Source organism: Sphingomonas sp. AC522 (genome assembly GCF_979258125.1).
Map to the genome: position 1 here is coordinate 2,368,969 of NZ_OZ409836.1, position 17,412 is coordinate 2,386,380.

Here is a 17,412-nt window from a genome sequence, read left to right on the forward strand (position 1 = left end):
GAATATGCCTTACCTTTACGTGAACGTCAACCTCCGCAAAGCCGCTTGCCGTTCGCGTCGCGCATCGCCGCGGCCTCGGCGGCAGACTCACTCAACCGCGACACTTCCAGCCCCGCATAGGAGGCGCGACGGTTGCACAGCTTGCTGCAGCCCTCCGGCAACGCGCCCGGAAGAACTATCTTCTCACCGTTGAACTTGGCGTCGAAACCGCACTCTCCGCCCTCGCCCAGTTCGATGTGCAGAGTCTCCCCCACCCGGCTCGCCGTGCCAGTCCCGCTGCACGTGATCCCGTCGCCATAATCGACGAACGCACCGATCTTGTAGCCGATCGTCGTAGGCACGATGCAGACGCGGTCGGTATCGCGCGCGTACAGGCCGGCGATTTCGGTATCGCCGGGATTGCGTACCAATCCCCGCTCGATCGCGGCTTTCTCCAGGTCCTGCGGCGCTTCGGCTTTTTCGGAGCCCGGCCCCGAACAGGCTGCAAGGAGCAAGAAGGGCGCTACCCACCAACCGTCATCCCCACGAAAGCGGGGACCCGGATTCATAGACCGTCGCGTGGCGCTCATGGGTTCCCGCTTTCGCGGGAATGACGAAGAGGCGCAGTGGACCGGCTCATGCGTCGCGCACCAACCGTCCAGCTTCGACCACGCGGTAGAAACAGCTGCGCTCCCCCGTATGGCATGCCGGACCCCGCGGCTCGCATTTGAGCCACAAGGCATCCTGGTCGCAATCGATCCGCACCTCGCGCACCTTGAGGACATGCCCGGAGGTCTCACCCTTCTTCCATAGCCGCTCGCGGCTACGCGACCAGAACACCGCATCGCCGCTCTCCAGCGTCGCTGCCAGTGCCTCGGCATTCATATGCGCGACCATCAGCAGCGCGCCGGCCATATCGGTGGCGACCGCAGTGATCAGTCCGGCGGCATCATATTTCGGGTCGAGCGCCAGGCTCGTGTCGCGATCATCAGTCACGGCCCGACCCTACCCCCTTCGTCATCCCCGCGAAAGCGGGGACCCAGAGCCAAGCAGCCCATCATTTGCGATTCAGGGTCCCCGCTTTCGCGGGAGCGACGAAAGGGCCTGAGCGTCAATGAGCCCGAATCGCCTTCACCAGTTCGTCCTTGCTCATCCCCGAGCGGCCCTCGATACCGATCTCCTTGGCCTCGTCGTAAAGTTCGTCCTTTGAACGGTCCTCGAGCCGCGTGCCCTTGTGATCGAGCGTACCCGCTTCCTTGGCATTCGAGATTCTCGCCGCCTTCTCCTTGGAGGCGCCATCTTCGCGCAATTTGTCGTAGAGCTTCTCATTCTTGATCTGGGGACTGGGCATATTTCATCTCCTTATGCCCTGAAAAACCGGCAGAAAGCCGCGCGGTTCATTTCTTTGTGACGAACGGGCGACAAAGCCGGATTGGTCGCCTATAGGCCTCCCGACGACACCGAACCCTTTGAGGGACGATGCTGACCACACATCCATTTGAAGACGACAAGCTGCACGAAGAGTGTGGCGTGTTTGGCGTATCCGGTATGGAGGGCGCGGCCGCGCTCGTGGCCCTGGGCCTCCATGCCTTGCAGCACCGCGGTCAGGAGGCCGCGGGCATCACCAGCTTCGACGGCCACCAGTTCCACACCCATCGCGCAATGGGGCATGTCGCGGGCAATTTCGACCGCGACGACGTGATCCGTTCGTTGGGAGGCAGCGTCGCCTGCGGCCATGTGCGCTATGCCACCACCGGCGGTTCGGCGATCCGCAACGTCCAACCGCTTTATGCCGAGCTTGCTTCGGGCGGCTTCGCGGTAGCGCATAACGGCAACATCTCGAACGCGATGCGGCTACGGCGCGATCTCGTCCGCCGCGGCGCGATTTTCCAGTCGACTAGCGACACCGAAGTGATCATCCATTTGGTCGCGACCTCGCAATATCGCACGCTGATGGACCGGTTCATCGATGCGCTGAAGCAGGTCGAGGGGGCCTACTCGCTGGTCGTAATGACGCCGGAGGGCATGATCGCCTGCCGCGATCCGCTGGGCATCCGCCCGCTGGTGATGGGCAAGCTCGACGACGCCGTGATCTTCGCGTCCGAGACGGTGGCGCTCGACGTGGTCGGGGCGGAATATGTCCGCGATGTCGAACCGGGCGAGCTGGTGATCGTCCAGGGCACCGAAATCTCGTCGCACAAGCCGTTCGCGCCGCAATCGCCGCGGCCGTGCATCTTCGAATATGTCTATTTCTCGCGCCCCGATTCGATTGCCGAAGATCGCTCGGTCTATTCAGTGCGCAAGGCGATCGGCGCCCAGCTTGCGATCGAATCGCCGGTCGAGGCCGATCTCATCGTCCCCGTTCCCGATTCGGGCACGCCCGCAGCGATCGGCTATGCGCAGGAAAGCGGAATCCCGTTTGAGCTCGGCATCATCCGCTCGCATTATGTCGGCCGCACCTTCATCCAGCCGGGCGACAAGGTCCGGCATCTCGGCGTCAAGCTCAAGCACAACGCCAATCGCGAACTGATCAAGGGCAAGCGCGTCGTCCTGGTCGATGATTCGATCGTCCGCGGCACCACCAGTCTCAAGATCGTCCAGATGATGCGCGAGGCCGGCGCCGCCGAGGTGCATATGCGCATCGCATCGCCCCCCACCCGGCATAGCTGCTTCTACGGCGTCGACACGCCCGAGCGGACCAAGTTGCTCGCCGCGAAGCTCGATGTCGGTGGGATGACCGACTTCATCCACGCCGACAGTCTCGCCTTCATCACCATCGACGGGCTGTATAAGGCGTTGGGCGAGGCGCGGCGCGCAGACATCCATCCGCGCTATTGCGACGCGTGCTTCACCGGCGACTATCCGACCACCCTCACGGATCAGGACGAGCTGCAGCCGGTTGACCAGTTCGCGCTTCTGGAGGAACGGGTCGGCTGACCTTTCCGGAGATTCGCGTGACCAAGCCCCTTGCCGACAAGATTGCGCTCGTAACCGGCGCCAGCCGCGGAATCGGCGCGGCCACGGCTCTGGCACTGGGCAAGGCCGGCGCGCACGTGATCCTCACCGCGCGGACCGCAGGCGGGCTCGAGCAGATCGAGGAAGCGATCGACGCCGCGGGCGGAACTGCGACCATCGCTCCGATGGATTTGACCGAGAATGAGAGTATCGCCCAACTCGCCGGCGCAGTGAGCGAGCGCTGGGACGCGCTCGACATGCTGGTGCTCAACGCCGCGACCCTGGGCTCGCTCAGCGCGACCGGCGCCATCGATTTCAAGGAATTCGCCAAGGTCCTGACGCTTAACGTCACTGCACAGGCGGCGCTCCTCGCTGCGTTCGATCCGCTGCTGCGGAAGGCTTCGAGCGGGCGGGTGATCGGGCTGACTTCCAGCGTCGGCCGCATCCCGCGCGCATATTGGGGCAGCTATGGCGCATCCAAGGCGGCGTTCGAGAATCTGCTGCTCAGCTATGGCGAAGAAGTGCGCCACATCTCGGCGATCCGCACCGCGCTAGTCGATCCCGGTGCCACCCGCACCAAGATGCGTGCACGCGCTTTCCCGGGCGAGAATCCCGAGACCGTGAAGGCGCCCGAAGTGGTCGCCGAGCGGATTGCCGCGCTGATGACCGCCGGGTTCGAGACCGGGCACCGCGAGCGGGTGGAGTAATCCCATTCCATCGCCCCCGCGAACGCGGCGATGACGGCTTTTACTTCGCGGCAGCCGCGAACAACTTCTCCAGAAACGCTGTCCGCGCCTTGCCATAGGCCTGGTCGGTCGCCTTGGGCGCCGCCGCCGAAATCGCGATCACCACTCGCGTCTTCGGATCGATCCGGATCGTCTGCCCGAAAATCCCCTGCGCCCCAAATCGCCCCTGGGGATAGGTCCACCATTGATAGCCATAGCCGTAGCCCGAGCCAGCCGGGCCGACATCGGCATGGTTCCGCGTCGATTCGGCGAACCAGTTCGCAGGGACCACGCCCTTCCCCCCTTCGAGCGCCAGCTGCCCCAGTCGTGCATAATCCCGCAGCGAAACCGAAAGGCAGCAGCCGCTGACTTCGTTGCCGCTCGGATCGGTCATCCAGAAGGCGTCCTGCTCCATACCCTTCGACCAGATCTTTTCGCTCAGATAGGTCGCAAGCGGCTTCCTGGTCGCACGCATCACCAGCACGCCGATCAAATTGGTCTCGCCGGTCTTGTAGACCCACTTCTTGCCCGGTTCGAATTCGCGCGGCAGCTTCTTCATATAATATACCGTCGGATCCTCCCCCGCCGGCACCGGCTCGATGAACATCCGCGCCACGTCAGACTTGATGTCGGTATAATCCTCGTTCCATTTCACGCCCGAGGTCATCGTCAGCAATTGCGCGATGCTAACCCCGTCATAGCCGCTACCGGCTAGCTCCGGGATATATTTGGTCACCGGCTCGTCAACCGACTTGATGAAGCCGTCCCTGATTGCCGCGCCGACCAGCGTCGACGTGAACGACTTCGCTACCGAAAAGCTCGTCCAGCGCCCCTGCTGTCCATAGCCACGCGCATAGCGCTCAAGCACCATCTTGCCGTCCTTGAGCACGATCAGTCCGCCGATATTCTGCTCGGCTATAAACGCATCAAGGTCCGCGCTCGCGATCGCCAGTGGCTTACCCGCGGGCAGAGCACGCACCTTCCTGCCCGCTTTGGCGATATGGCCCGGAAAGATCTTCTCCATATGTGGGAAATTGGCGTCGCGCTGGGCCTGGCTCCAGAACAGCACCTCGGCGCCGACCTTTCGCAGCCCGGCATTGTCCTGCGGGTTTGCCTTCACGTCCGGCGAAACCACGGCCTGCGCATAAACAGGCCCGCTTGCCAGCAAGGCCAGCGGCACCATCCAGGTCTTCAGCATCATCCCTCCTTCAGAAGCGTGACCTGGACGACGTCGATCCCGCCGCCTCTGAATCCGCCTTCGCAATACATCAAATAATAGCGCCACAAATCCACGAAGCGCGCATCGAATTGCTTCGGCAGCGAGCCTGCAGCCGCGGCCACATCGAAATTCTCGCGCCAGCGCCGGCACGTCTCGGCATAGCTCGCGCCGAAATTGAGCTGGTCCTGCCACGCCAGGCCGTTCGCTGCGGCGAGTGTGCGAAAGGCGCTTTCCGAGATCAGCAGCCCGCCCGGAAACACGTAGGTCTGGATGAAATCGACATTCGCGGCATAGCCTTCGAACAGGGCATCGTCGAAAATGATGATCTGCAGCGCCGCGCGGCCTCCCGGCTTGAGCGCCTTGGCGATCGCCGAGATATAGGCCGGCCAATATTCGCGGCCTACGGCTTCGGCCATCTCGATGCTTACCACGGCGTCGTAGCGACCCGTAACGTCGCGATAATCGGTCAGGCTGAATTCGCCCGCTGGGTTGCGCGCGCGGGCATAAGCGAGCTGCTCGGTCGAAAGCGTGATGCCGTGAACCTGGCGCCCAACCGCCAGCGCGGCCTCCGCAAACGATCCCCACCCGCAGCCAATCTCGAGGATCGTGTCCCCCGCTGACGTCGCGGTGCGATCGAGCATCGCGTCGATCTTGGCGGCCTGGGCATCTTCGAGCGACTGATCGGGTTGGCCGAACAATGCGCTCGAATAGGTCATGCCGGCATCGAGCCACTGCGTGTAGAAGTCGTTGCCCAGATCGTAATGGAAATTGATGTTCTTGCGCGATCCGGCGCGGCTGTTGCGACGCAGCCAATGGCCAATGCGCCGAGCCACCTTCCAGGGGCCCGTCGCCCTGCCCGGCCGCGCGAGCGCCACCCGGTTGAGGCTGAACACGGCGAACACCTGCACCGGATCGGGGCTCGCCCACTCCCCCGCAGCCCACGCCTCATACCATCCGCCCGAGCCACTGAGGGCAAGCCGCACCAAGGCACGCCAGCTCCGCAGATCGACCACCGCATCCGGCCCGGGCGCCCGCCCCCCGATCCTCCGGCGCGCGCCATCGGGCAGGGTCAGATCGATGCTGCCCTCGGCGATTCCGCTATCGATCCGCTCGATCAGCCGCAGAACGAACGGCGCGAGCATCGGCAACGGCCCGCGCTCGCGGACCGCAGTGCCTCTCTCCCCCGAAAACGGCGCATGCATAGCTGTTTTACATGCACGCCGCGGCGGCTTGGGCAAGCGATTCTAGCGTCCCAAGCTCAAATCGCGTGCGGCTCCTTGTCCACCATCCAGGTCTGGCCCTTTGCAACCAGCTTCTGCAGGTCGGCGACCTTGCCCTCCGCCGCCGCCTTGTTCTGCGCAACGACGGCGCTTTCGAAGGTCGGTGCGGGATCATCATAAAGCACGCCCAGCGCCATCGGGAACGGCCCGAACGGCATCTCGACCAGCATGTGTGCCACGGCGCGATTGCGAACATTGTGAACGATCACGCCCGCCGTCTGCCAATCGCCGTCGACGACATCGACCACCTTGAGGGTCAAATTCTCGACATCGAGCGAAAGCCCCCTGGTCCCGCCCGCGAACAGCAGCGGCTCGCCATCGGTGCACCACATCTGGTTCGCCTGGGCATTGGGCTTCGCAGTGAAAGGCTCGAACACTTCGTCATTATAGACGATGCAGTTCTGGAAGATCTCGACGAACGCCGCGCCCTGATGCGCGTGCGCCGCCTTGAGCACCAACGGCAAATTCTTGTGCACGTCGATCCCCCGCGCAACGAACCGCCCCCCGCTGCCGAGCGCGAAGGCGCAAGGCTTGGCTGGATGATCGACCGACCCGAACGGCGTCGACGGCGAACGCGTGCCTTCGCGCGAGGTCGGCGAATATTGCCCCTTGGTCAGCCCGTAGATCTCGTTGTTGAACAGTAGCACCTGGCAGTTCAGATTCCGCCGCAACAGGTGCATTGTGTGGTTCCCGCCGATCGACAGCGCGTCGCCGTCGCCAGTGATGATCCACACGTCGAGATCCGGATTGGCGAGCTTGACGCCCGTCGCCACCGCCGGCGCGCGGCCATGGATGGTGTGGAAGCCATAGGTCTCCATGTAATAAGGGAAGCGCGACGAGCAGCCGATGCCGCTGACGAACACGGTGTTCTCCGGCGTCGCGCCGATCTCCGGCATCGTGCGCTGCACGGCCTTGAGGATCGCATAGTCGCCACAGCCGGGGCACCAGCGGACTTCCTGATCGGTCTCCCAATCCTTGGGCGTGCTGGGCTTGATGGTGGTGAGTTCGTTCATGTCTTCTTGCCTTATGCGGACTGCGGCGAGGTCTTGCCGTGCAGCGAGCCATCGTCATGGCCGGACGCTGACACTGGCAGCTGCGTGCTATCGGCAGGTAGCTCTTCGGCCCTGTCGCTGCTCAAATGGCGAGTGATCGCGCCTTCGATCTCGCCGATCGTGAAGGGCTGGCCCGACACCTTGTTGAGCGGCACGGCGTTCACGAGGAACTGATCGCGGAGCAGCGTCTTGAGCTGCCCAGTGTTCATTTCGGGCACGAGGATGTGCTCGTAACTCCGCAGCAGATCGCCCAAATTCCTCGGCATCGGCCAGATGTGGCGGATGTGGACATGGCTGACGTCCACGCCTTTGGCCCGCGCGCGGCGTACTGCGGTGGCGATCGGGCCATAGGTCGATCCCCAGCCGACCACGACGAGCTTGCCGCCCACCTGCCCGCACTCGACTTCCTGATCCGGAATATCGATCCCCAACACCTTGTCGCGCCGGATATCGGTCATCGCCTGGTGGTTGGCGGGCGAGTAATCGAGATTGCCGGTGTTCACCGCCTTCTCGATGCCGCCGATGCGGTGCAGCAGCCCCGGCGTGCCCGGCTTGACCCAGGGGCGCTTGAGTTTCTCGTCACGTGCATAAGGCAGGAATTTCTCGCCCTCGGCCGGCAGCTCGGTGTGATGCGTCACCGGGAAGGGCGCGTAGGTGCTCATGTCGGGCACTTTCCAGGGCTCGGCGGCATTGGCGATATAGCCGTCGGTCAGGATCATCACCGGCGTCATATACTGTACCGCAATACGCACCGCCTCGATCGCAACATCGAAGCAGTCGGCGGCCGATCTCGCCGCGATCACCGGCATCGGCGCGTCGCCGTTGCGGCCATACACCGCCTGATAGAGATCCGATTGCTCGGTCTTGGTCGGCAGGCCGGTCGAAGGGCCGCCGCGCTGCGAATTGATGATGATCAGCGGCAGCTCGGTCATGATCGCGAGGCCCATCGCCTCACCCTTGAGCGCGATACCTGGTCCCGAGGACGAAGTGACGCCCAGCGAGCCCGCGTAGCTCGCGCCCAGCGCAGACGCGATCGCGGCGATCTCGTCCTCGGCCTGGAAAGTCGTGACGCCATATTCCTTGTAGCGCGACAGAGCGTGGAGGATCGCCGAGGCAGGCGTGATCGGGTAGCCGCCGAAGAACATCGGCAGGCTAGCCAGCTGCGTGCCCGCAACCAGCCCCAGCGAAATCGCGTCGGCCCCGGTCACGGTGCGGTAAAGCCCCGGCTCGGCGGGCGCCGCAGCAACATTGCGCTGCGAAATTCCCATCGCGCCCAATTCGGCGGTCTCGCCATAAGCATGGCCGGCATTGAGCGCGGCGATATTGGCCTCGGCCAGCTGCGGCGCCTTGGCAAACTTGGTCTTGAGCCACTCGATCAGCGGCTCGCGGTCGCGATCGAACATCCACAACGCCAGCCCCAGCGTCCACATGTTCTTGCAGCGCAGCGAATCCTTGTTGCTCAGCCCAAAGGGCTTCACCGCATCCACCGTCAGCTGCGAGATGTTGAGCTTGAGCAGTTGCCACTTGCCCAGCGAATCGTCCTCGAGCGGGTTGGCCGCATATTTCGCTTTGTCCAGGTTGCGCTGGCCGAACTCGCCCTCGTCGGCGATGATCAGTCCGCCGGGCTTCAACGCGTCGACGTTGGTCTTGAGCGCTGCCGGGTTCATCGCGACGAGCACGTCCGGCTGATCGCCCGCAGTCTCGATCGAAGTCGAGCCGAAATTGATCTGGAAGGCCGAGACGCCAAACAGCGTACCCTGCGGCGCCCGGATTTCGGCGGGGAAATCGGGGAAGGTCGCTAGATCATTGCCGGCCAGCGCCGTCGACAGCGTGAACTGGCCTCCGGTCAGCTGCATGCCATCGCCGGAATCGCCGGCGAAACGCACGACGATCGCTTCTGAAGGGGGGTGCGCCGACGCTTCTTCGGGCGTCAACTGGTGCGCGGCAGTAGCCATGGCCGGATGTTCCTGCGGTTTTATGTCGTTGCCAGCGCTCTACGCCCCACATGCGCCAAGCCCAAGGTAGAAAATCCCCGCGCTCCTGCAAAGGCTGCTTTGTCGTTACGCTTGCGCACCCTGTCCCAACGCCAGGATCGAGGCGACATGACGGCGTGAGACTTCGAGCGCATCCTCGCCATATCCGCCGCCAAGTGCGCTCGCGAACGGGATGCCGCGCCCGGCGAAAGTCTCGCTGATCCAGCGGTCGCGGGCAATGAGCCCTTCATAACTCAGCCCCAACCGGCCCAACCTGTCCCCCGCAAGCGGATCGACGCCAGCCTGATAGAGCACCAGATCCGGCGAGAAGCCGTCGATCAGCGGCGTGAGCGTGCCCACCAAGGTCTCCAGATATTCAGCATCGCCCGTGCCATCGGCAAGCGGCACATCCAGCGTCGAGCGCGCCTTGCGGACCGGGAAGTTCTTCTCGGCATGGATCGAATAGGTCGCGATCTCCGGCCTTCCCGCGGTCAGCGCCGCAGTGCCGTCACCCTGATGCACGTCGCAATCGACGATCAGCACGCGGCTGGCGGTGCCGTCCTCCACCAGCCGGAGGGCAGCGATTGCAAGATCGTTGAAAACGCAGAACCCCGCTCCCGTGTCATGCAGCGCGTGGTGGCTGCCCCCCGCGGTGTTCGCCGCATAGCCATGCTCGATCGCGAGCAACGCGGCCAGATGGGTCCCACCAGGCACATATTGCGCGCGCAGGGCCACCTCTGGCGTGACGGGAAAACCGATGCGACGCTCCTTATGCGCAGGCACGCGCGCTTCCAGAACTTCGGCGACATAATCGGCATCATGCGCAGCTTCGAGCCACTCGCGCGGCGTTCGCTCCGGTTCATGCCAGTCCAACAAGTCGCCAAGATCGCGCAGCAAGTCCCGGACAAGACCGTTCTTGTTCCACTGATATTGGCTGCGCCGGGGCGCGGGCGCGACATAGGCTGGGTGATGGACGATGTGGATGGGCACTGGGGCAACTAGCCACATTCGTCACCCCCGCGAAAGCGGGGGGCCTACTTCTTTCACTTCGCGCAGAAGCGGGATCCCCGCTTTCGCGGGGAAGGCGATGAAGCTAAGCCCAGGCGAATGAACACCGCCTCCCTCCCCTATCGCCCCTGCGCCGGCGTGATGCTGATCAACCGCGACGGGCAGGTCTTTGTCGGCCAGCGCCTCGATAATATTCTCGAGGCCTGGCAGATGCCGCAAGGCGGGATTGATCCGGGCGAGGATTCGCTCGAAGCCGCTTATCGCGAACTTTGGGAGGAAACCGGCGTCAAGCGCGAGCTGGTCGAGCTCGTCGCCTCGGCGCCCGAGGAATTGCTCTACGATTTGCCCGACGATTTGATCGCTACGGTCTGGCAAGGCAAATGGCGCGGGCAACGCCAGCGCTGGTTCCTCTTCCGCTTTCTCGGTGAAGACAAAGACGTCGACATCGCCACCGCCGAACCCGAGTTCCGGGCATGGCGCTGGGCCGCACCGTCCGACCTCCCCGAGCTAATCGTGCCCTTCAAGCGCGACCTCTATCGCCAGTTGCTGACCGTCTTTGCCGCACATCTTGGCTGACTGCCCTTTTCTTGCCGTCTGACAACGCTATCGGAACCTGCATGCGCTATCTGCTGCTCGCCGCGCCGCTGTTCCTTGCCCCGCAGTCCCTATGGGCTGCCCAGGACCCGGACACGATCCCGCCCCCGATCAAGGCGATGCTCGATGCCGCGATGGATTCGGGCAGCGAAGGCGATGTCGCGACGATCGTCAAATACGCCAAGGCAGCCTCGCCCGAGAGCGCCGAGATCGTCATCAAGATGGCGTCGCGCTGGAGCCAGGACCGTCGCGAGACGGCCCAGCGCAAGCTGCGCGAAGCCGATTTCTTCGATCTGATGAAGGCGCGCGCCGAACTCGGCGGCTATGTTCAGTCGGGCAACACCGAGAATGTCGGCCTCACAGCCCAGGTCGAGATCAAGCGCGAAGGGATCGATTGGCGCCACAAGCTGATCCTCCAGGCCGATTATCAAGAGAGCCTGGGCGTGGTGACGCGCGAGCGCTATCTCGCCGCTTATGAGCCCAATTGGAAGCTCGGCGATCGCGCCTATGTCTATGGCGCGAGCCAATATGAGAGCGATCGCTTTTCGGGCTTCACCGATCGTATCTCTGTCTCGGCCGGCGCGGGGTACAGCGCAATCAAGCGGCCGGACCTCAAGCTCGATCTCGAGCTCGGCCCGGCATTCCGCTCGACGCGCCTGATCACCGATGCCACCGAAAGCAACGTCGCGGCGCGCGGCTCGATCGATTTCGATTGGAAGCTCTCGCGCGGGATTACGGTGCGGCAGAACGCCTCGGCCTATCTGCAGGACGCCAACTCGACCGTGTCGAGCAAATCGGCGTTGCTTGCGCGGCTGATCGGGCCGCTTTCGGCGCAACTCAGCTACACGCTTCAATATGAAAGCATGCCGCCCGCGAGCCGCAAGACCACCGACACCACCAGCCGCGCGGCGCTCGTTCTCGATTTCTAGCCGGCTATGGGGCGCGCAACGGCGCGGGGGTGGGATCGCACGGATTTCCGCGCTACTCCCGCACGAATGAACGAGCTTTCGTCAATCGAGCAGGCCGCGATCGCCCATGCCTCAGCCTCGCCGATGCTGGCGCGGACCGAGCAATGGGCAGCCGTCAACAGCGGCACGCGCAACCTTGCCGGGCTCGAGACGATGGCGGATCTGCTCGCCACCGCCTTTTCTCCGCTTCCCGGGCATATCGCGCTGGTCGAGCCGGCCCCTGTCGAGACCGTCAGTGCCGACGGCCGCGTCCAGGAAATCGAGCATGGTCGGCACTTGCATCTCGCGGTTCGCCCAAATGCCCCCGTCCAACTGCTCTTCACCGGGCACATGGACACCGTGTTCCCCGCCGACCATCCATTCCAGACCGGGCAATGGCTGGACAGCGGCCACCTCAATGCGCCCGGCGCGGCGGACATGAAGGGCGGGCTGGCGCTGATGCTCGCGGCGCTCGAAGCCGTCGAGGCCAGCCCGCTAGCGGCGCAACTCGGCTATGAAGTCCTGATCAATTCCGACGAGGAAACCGGCTCGCTCTCCTCCGCTGCGCTGATCGCGGGTGCGGCGCGCGGCAAGCTCGCGGCGCTGACCTATGAGCCCGCGCTCCCCGATGGCACCCTGGCGGGCGCTCGCGGCGGCACCGGAAATTTCTCACTCGTCGTGCGCGGCAAGCCCGCCCATGCCGGCCGCAATCCCGAGGATGGCCGCAATGCGCTGGTCGCCGCCGCCGATCTCGCGCTCAAGCTCGCCGCCGCGCGCGAGCCGATGCTGGCGGTAAACCCCGCCCGGATCGATGGCGGCGGCCCCAACAACGTCGTCCCCGATCTCGCCATCCTTCGTGTCAATTTCCGCCCGCGCGATGCCCAGGCCATCGCCCGCGCCCAGGCCGCGCTCGACGCCGCGGCTGCGCAGGTCTCCGCGACCCACGAAGTCCAGGTCGAAGTCCATGGCAGCTTCAATCGCCCGCCCAAGCCGCTCGATCCCGGCGCGGAAAAGCTGTTCCATCTCGTCAAACAGGCCGGCACCGACCTCGGTATCCCCGTCGCCTGGAAAGCCACGGGCGGCGTTTGCGACGGCAACAACATTGCCGCATGCGGAGTGCCCGTGGTCGATACGATGGGCGTCCGCGGCGGGCTGATCCACAGCGCGGACGAATTCCTCATCCCCGAAAGCCTGGCCGAGCGCGCGGCGCTTTCCGCCGTCACCATCCTCCGACTCGCCGAAAAGGGCTTCGCATGAGCTTCGTGATCCGCGCCGCGCGCGACAATGATCTGCAGGCGCTGTACGAGATGGCCAAGCTCACCGGCGGCGGATTCACCAATCTCCAGCCCGAGAAAGACGTGCTCCGCGCCAAGCTCGCGCGCAGCCATGAGGCGTTCGATCGCACCGATGACATGCCCGTCGACGAACTCTTCCTGCTCGTCCTCGAAAACACCGAAACCGGCGACGTTCGCGGCACCTGCCAGATTTTTACCGCGGTGGGGCAGAAATGGCCTTTCTACAGCTACCGGATCGGCATCGATTCCAAGCACAGCCAGGAGCTTGGCCGCACCTTCCAGTCCGAGCTGCTCAACCTCACCAACGATCTGGTCGGCTGCTCCGAAGTCGGCGGGCTGTTCCTGCATCCCGGCGAACGTGCCGGCGGCCTCGGCATGCTGCTCGCGCGCAGCCGCTATCTCTTCATCAAGCAGCACCGCGCGCGCTTCGCGGATCGCGTGCTGGCGGAACTGCGCGGGGTGATCGATGAGGCTGGCGGATCGCCCTTCTGGGACGGTGTGGCGGGACGCTTCTTCGGGATGAGTTTCCAGGAAGCCGACAGTTTCAACGCGATCCACGGCACGCAGTTCATCGCCGATATGATGCCCAAGCATCCGATCTACACCGCTATGCTCCAGGACAGCGCGCGCGCCGTGATCGGCATGCCTCATCCCTCGGGGCGCGCCGCGATGCGGATGCTTGAAAATGAGGGTTTCGCCTTCGAAAACTATGTCGACATCTTCGATGGCGGCCCGACGATGACCGCCCGCACCGACAATGTGAAGGCGATCCGCGACTCACTCATGTCCCCAGTGGTGACGATTGCCGGCGGCGGCGAGTCGGTGCTGGCCTCGGCGGGCCAGCTGGCAAACTTCCGCGCCGCTTATGGCCGCGTCGCCCCAAGCGAAGGCGGAGTCGCGCTGGACCCCGATTGCGCAAAGCTGCTCGGCGTGACGACCGGCGACACACTGCTCCACGTGCCTCGGCTTTAAGCAACTCCCCTCACGTCATCCCCGCGAACGCGGGGACCCAGAGACAAGCAGGGTTTCGCTGCATTACCCTGGCGTAGGCCTTACGGCGTAGCCGCCTTCATCAGCGCAAGCCCGCCGACGATCATCATCGCCGCCAATATCCGCAGCGCCCCAGCCGCTTCCCCCAGCACGACAACCCCGACCACAAACGCCCCCACCGCGCCGATCCCGGTCCAGATCATGTAGGCGGTGCCCAGCGGCAGCGTCTTCATCGAGATCGACAACAGCCCGAAACTGCCGAACATGAAGGCAAAGGTCGCAATCGTCGGCCACAGCCTGGTGAACCCGTGCGACTGCTTCATGAAATAAGCCCAGACGATCTCGAGGAGACCGGCGACGAACAACAATATCCAGGCCATGCAGCCCTCCTTTGCAAAAGGGCCGGGCCGTCCCGGACTTGATACCCATGAAGGGGGAGGACGTGGCCTCGGCTTTCAGCTAGCCATGCGCGGTCCCTGTTTCAAGCGAAGCCATGCAAACCGAAATCAACTTCGACGGCATTATCGGCCCCAGCCACAATTATGCCGGCCTCAGCCACGGCAACCTCGCCGCAACGAAAAACCGCGGACTCGTGTCCCAGCCTCGCGCCGCAGCGCTCGAGGGCGTGGCCAAGATGCGCGCCAATATCGCGCTGGGGCTGAGGCAGGGCATCCTCCTGCCCCATGCGCGGCCCGATCATCGCTGGCTGGCGAGCCTTTCCACTACCTACGACGCCGCACCCCAGCACCTTCAAGCGCAGGCACTGTCCGCTTCCCCGATGTGGGCCGCCAACGCCGCGACGGTCTCGCCCGCAGCGGATACGCAGGATGGCCGCTGCCACCTGACCGTCGCCAACCTCGTGACGATGCCGCACCGCAGCCACGAATGGCCCGAGACGCTCGCGCAGCTCCGCCTCGCCTTCGCGAACCGCACCTTCGCGGTGCACGGCCCCGTCCCCGCCCCGTTCGGCGACGAGGGCGCGGCGAATCACATGCGCCTGGCGGCATCGCACGATGCGCCGGGGGTCGAAGTCTTCGTCTATGGCCAGGCCGGCGGCCCTTTCCCCGCGCGCCAACATCCCGAAGCGAGTCAGGCCGTCGCCCGCAGCCACGGCGTCCGCCATGCGCTGTTCGTTCGCCAGTCGGAGGAAGCGATTGCGGCGGGCGCCTTTCACAATGACGTTGTCGCGGTAGCCAATGCCCGCGTTCTTTTCGCGCACGAACAGGCCTTCGCCGACAAGCACGCTTTCTACGCCGATCTTCGCGCAGCCCTGCCCGAAGTCGAGATCGTCGAAGTTCCAGCCGCACAAGTCAGCCTCGAAGACGCGATCCGCTCCTACCTGTTCAACGCTCAGCTCGTCACTTTGCCCTCGGGCGAGATGGCGCTGATCCTCCCCGCCGAGGCGCGCGAAACACCCAGCGTATGGAACTGGCTGCAGGCGCATGTCGCCGGCAACGGCCCGATCCGCCGTCTCGAAGTCGTCGATGTCCGCCAGTCCATGGCCAATGGCGGCGGCCCCGCCTGCCTGCGCCTCCGCGTCGTCGCCGATCCTGCCATGATCGATCCTCGTTTCCTCGTCGATGCCGCCAAGCTCGATCTCATTGCGGAGGTGATCGAAGCATATTGGCCCGAGACTATTGGGCAGGACCAGATCGCCGATCCTGCCCTCGTCTCGCGTATCGCAGCTGCCCGCCACGCGCTTCTCGAAGCGCTGGAAATTGTCGAATTAATTGACAGGTAACCATATCTTTTAACCCGAAGTCGCGCGTTTCCGCGATTGGCTCGGCGCTTGCTTAATATCGGTCATGCTCGCACGCCTCGGCCGCCTTTTCACCATCAAGACCAAGTTCGAGGCCTATCTCATCATCTATGGCCTCGCGACCGGCGCCACCGAGCGCGGCGTGCATTATATGAAGCTCTATCCCGGCGCACTCGGCTGGGTCTTCTTCGCGCTATGCCCGATCGCCGTGTTCATGGCGGGCGGCAAGATTCTGAACTCGTTCGATGTCCTCGATTGATATGCAATTGTGCAGGTCTGGCGCGGGCGCTAGCCACAGGGCCGGCCCAGTGGGCGTGGAAGGATAGATTTTGCGCCTATTTCCCGGAATTTTCTCGACCCTCGCTGCCCAGGCGCTGCTCGTCTCGGTAGTGCCTGGCGGCGCGCTCGTGCTGTTCCTGCACCAGACCAGCGCGTTTCAGGTCGAGGCGCGCGACCGCGACCGGCTCGAAGGCTTCGCGCTTGCCGCCGGCCAGGCCGCGGCTGCGGGCCGCCCGCTCGATGAACTCCTCAAAAGCCTCGATCCCAGCCGGCTCGGCGGCCGCGTTTCGCTCGTCACCCCCGAAGGCAAGCTCATCGCGGGTCCCGGCCTCGCGCCGATCGTCGAGCGGCCGGTTCAGGTCGGGGGTCGCACCGTCGCCCTGGCGCGCTTGGTCACGCCCGCCTCGCTGAACGCCGCCGACCGCCGCTATCTGGCGACGCAATATATCGGCATCGGCGTTATCGTGCTGGCGCTGTTCGCCGCCATGCTGGTCGCCGCCTATGTCTTCGCCCGCCGCTGGTCCAAGCCGCAGCTCGACCTGTACCGCCTCAGCCGCGAAGTCGTGCACGGCAATCATGAGATCGATTTTGAAGAGGAAGGCCCGCCCGAAACGGTGGCGACAATGCGCAATTTGCGCCGCATTGCCAGCCAGTTCAGCCGGCTCGAAACAGCGCGCCGTACCTGGCTGGTCTCGATCTCCGACGAGCTCAAACGCCCTGCGGAGAATATGGGCGAGCATTTCATTGCGCTGTGCAAGGCTGAGCCGCCGCTTGCACCCGAACTGCTTGCGGGAATCGAGGAGGACACCCACCGCCTCATCCACATGGCGGAGGATCTCAACGCGATCGCGCTCGCCGATCTCGGGCGGCTGCCCGTGACCTTCGAACAAGTCGATCCGCGCGCACTGATTCACAATGCGATCTGGACCCACAAGAAGCGCGCCGAGGGACAGAATGTGCGGCTCGAGACCAGCACGCTCCCCGAATATACGATCCTGGTGAAATGGGATGGCGCCCGCATCGAGCAATTGTTCGGCGCGCTGATCGACAATTCGCTGCGCTACACGCCGCAAAACGGCCGTATCGTCCTCGGCCTCGAAAGCTCGCGCGACGCCTGGCGGCTGATCATCGACGACAACGCGCCCGGAATCGACGTGATGCTCGCGCAGAGCCTGTTCGAGCCCTTTTATCGCAGTTCGGACCGGGCCGAGGATTCGGCCGCCTCGGGGCTCGGCCTCGCTACGGCCCGCGCCATCGTAGAGGCGCATCACGGTCGCATCGAAGCCAGCCGCTCGCCGATCGGCGGGCTGCGCGTGACGGTTATCCTGCCCGCAAGCCCACCCACGGCGTAATTACT

General features: G+C 64.4%; 18 protein-coding genes. 9 read left to right on the top strand and 9 right to left on the bottom strand.

Annotation, left to right across the window (positions count from 1 at the left end):
• Positions 1-26: 26 nt before the first annotated feature.
• The 3 genes from ACZZZM_RS11780 to ACZZZM_RS11790 all read right to left on the bottom strand — a co-directional run bounded on the left by ACZZZM_RS11780 (position 27) and on the right by ACZZZM_RS11790 (position 1,330).
• Complete coding sequence (locus ACZZZM_RS11780) at positions 27-494, bottom strand: hypothetical protein (protein ID WP_463595286.1); 468 nt, start codon at positions 492-494, stop codon at positions 27-29.
• A 121-nt stretch (positions 495-615) separates the two neighbouring features.
• Positions 616-975, bottom strand: coding sequence for a phosphoribosyl-AMP cyclohydrolase (hisI, locus tag ACZZZM_RS11785; protein WP_463595287.1), 360 nt, complete (start codon positions 973-975; stop codon positions 616-618).
• Positions 976-1,090: 115 nt separating this feature from the next.
• Positions 1,091-1,330 (bottom strand): DUF7218 family protein, encoded by a 240-nt coding sequence (locus ACZZZM_RS11790; protein ID WP_463595288.1) that lies wholly within the window; start codon positions 1,328-1,330, stop codon positions 1,091-1,093.
• A gap of 128 nt (positions 1,331-1,458) precedes the next feature.
• Here ACZZZM_RS11790 and purF point away from each other — a divergent pair, with 128 nt between their 5' ends.
• Both purF and ACZZZM_RS11800 read left to right on the top strand, forming a co-directional pair.
• Entirely contained in the window at positions 1,459-2,916 is a 1,458-nt protein-coding gene (purF, locus tag ACZZZM_RS11795; RefSeq protein WP_463595289.1) for an amidophosphoribosyltransferase, read from the top strand.
• Positions 2,917-2,933: 17 nt separating this feature from the next.
• Positions 2,934-3,641 (top strand): SDR family NAD(P)-dependent oxidoreductase, encoded by a 708-nt coding sequence (locus tag ACZZZM_RS11800; RefSeq protein WP_463595290.1) that lies wholly within the window; start codon positions 2,934-2,936, stop codon positions 3,639-3,641.
• Between the two features lie 40 nt (positions 3,642-3,681).
• Here the strand turns inward: ACZZZM_RS11800 and ACZZZM_RS11805 are convergent, their stop codons facing one another.
• The 5 genes from ACZZZM_RS11805 to ACZZZM_RS11825 form a co-directional block, all read right to left on the bottom strand.
• Positions 3,682-4,857, bottom strand: coding sequence for a serine hydrolase domain-containing protein (locus ACZZZM_RS11805; RefSeq protein ID WP_463595291.1), 1,176 nt, complete (start codon positions 4,855-4,857; stop codon positions 3,682-3,684).
• The gene (locus ACZZZM_RS11810; RefSeq protein ID WP_463595292.1) at positions 4,857-6,080 is read right to left on the bottom strand and encodes a class I SAM-dependent methyltransferase; all 1,224 of its coding nucleotides are present in this window, start codon (positions 6,078-6,080) and stop codon (positions 4,857-4,859) included. Before ACZZZM_RS11810 ends, ACZZZM_RS11805 begins: the two co-directional genes overlap by 1 nt.
• 56 nt (positions 6,081-6,136) lie before the next feature.
• Complete coding sequence (locus ACZZZM_RS11815) at positions 6,137-7,171, bottom strand: 2-oxoacid:ferredoxin oxidoreductase subunit beta (RefSeq protein ID WP_463595293.1); 1,035 nt, start codon at positions 7,169-7,171, stop codon at positions 6,137-6,139.
• Between the two features lie 11 nt (positions 7,172-7,182).
• Positions 7,183-9,165 carry a 2-oxoacid:acceptor oxidoreductase subunit alpha gene (locus ACZZZM_RS11820; RefSeq protein WP_463595294.1) on the bottom strand — a complete coding sequence of 661 codons (1,983 nt, stop codon included), beginning with the start codon at positions 9,163-9,165 and terminating at the stop codon, positions 7,183-7,185.
• 105 nt (positions 9,166-9,270) lie between these two features.
• On the bottom strand, positions 9,271-10,173 hold the full coding sequence (locus ACZZZM_RS11825) for a histone deacetylase family protein (protein ID WP_463595295.1): 903 nt from the start codon (positions 10,171-10,173) through the stop codon (positions 9,271-9,273).
• Between the two features lie 117 nt (positions 10,174-10,290).
• On the opposite strand from ACZZZM_RS11825, the gene ACZZZM_RS11830 reads away from it, so the two are divergent.
• The 4 genes from ACZZZM_RS11830 to ACZZZM_RS11845 all read left to right on the top strand — a co-directional run bounded on the left by ACZZZM_RS11830 (position 10,291) and on the right by ACZZZM_RS11845 (position 13,999).
• Positions 10,291-10,767 carry an RNA pyrophosphohydrolase gene (locus tag ACZZZM_RS11830; protein WP_463595296.1) on the top strand — a complete coding sequence of 159 codons (477 nt, stop codon included), beginning with the start codon at positions 10,291-10,293 and terminating at the stop codon, positions 10,765-10,767.
• A 41-nt stretch (positions 10,768-10,808) separates the two neighbouring features.
• The gene (locus tag ACZZZM_RS11835) at positions 10,809-11,714 is read left to right on the top strand and encodes a DUF481 domain-containing protein (protein WP_463595297.1); all 906 of its coding nucleotides are present in this window, start codon (positions 10,809-10,811) and stop codon (positions 11,712-11,714) included.
• 66 nt (positions 11,715-11,780) lie between these two features.
• Positions 11,781-12,989: a hydrolase gene (locus tag ACZZZM_RS11840; RefSeq protein ID WP_463595298.1), complete on the top strand. Its 1,209-nt coding sequence runs from the start codon at positions 11,781-11,783 to the stop codon at positions 12,987-12,989.
• A complete protein-coding gene (locus ACZZZM_RS11845) occupies positions 12,986-13,999 on the top strand; it encodes an arginine N-succinyltransferase (RefSeq protein WP_463595299.1) in 1,014 nt (337 codons plus the stop codon). The genes ACZZZM_RS11840 and ACZZZM_RS11845 overlap by 4 nt, the downstream gene beginning before the upstream one ends.
• Before the next feature lie 80 nt (positions 14,000-14,079).
• Here the strand turns inward: ACZZZM_RS11845 and ACZZZM_RS11850 are convergent, their stop codons facing one another.
• Positions 14,080-14,397: a DMT family transporter gene (locus ACZZZM_RS11850; RefSeq protein WP_463595300.1), complete on the bottom strand. Its 318-nt coding sequence runs from the start codon at positions 14,395-14,397 to the stop codon at positions 14,080-14,082.
• 113 nt (positions 14,398-14,510) lie between these two features.
• On the opposite strand from ACZZZM_RS11850, the gene ACZZZM_RS11855 reads away from it, so the two are divergent.
• From ACZZZM_RS11855 to ACZZZM_RS11865, 3 genes are all read left to right on the top strand, one after another.
• Complete coding sequence (locus ACZZZM_RS11855; protein ID WP_463595301.1) at positions 14,511-15,758, top strand: N-succinylarginine dihydrolase; 1,248 nt, start codon at positions 14,511-14,513, stop codon at positions 15,756-15,758.
• Between the two features lie 64 nt (positions 15,759-15,822).
• Positions 15,823-16,035, top strand: a complete 213-nt coding sequence (locus ACZZZM_RS11860; RefSeq protein ID WP_463595302.1) for a hypothetical protein — start codon at positions 15,823-15,825, stop codon at positions 16,033-16,035.
• Positions 16,036-16,105: 70 nt separating this feature from the next.
• Positions 16,106-17,407: a sensor histidine kinase gene (locus ACZZZM_RS11865; protein ID WP_463595303.1), complete on the top strand. Its 1,302-nt coding sequence runs from the start codon at positions 16,106-16,108 to the stop codon at positions 17,405-17,407.
• The last annotated feature ends 5 nt before the right edge of the window (positions 17,408-17,412 follow it).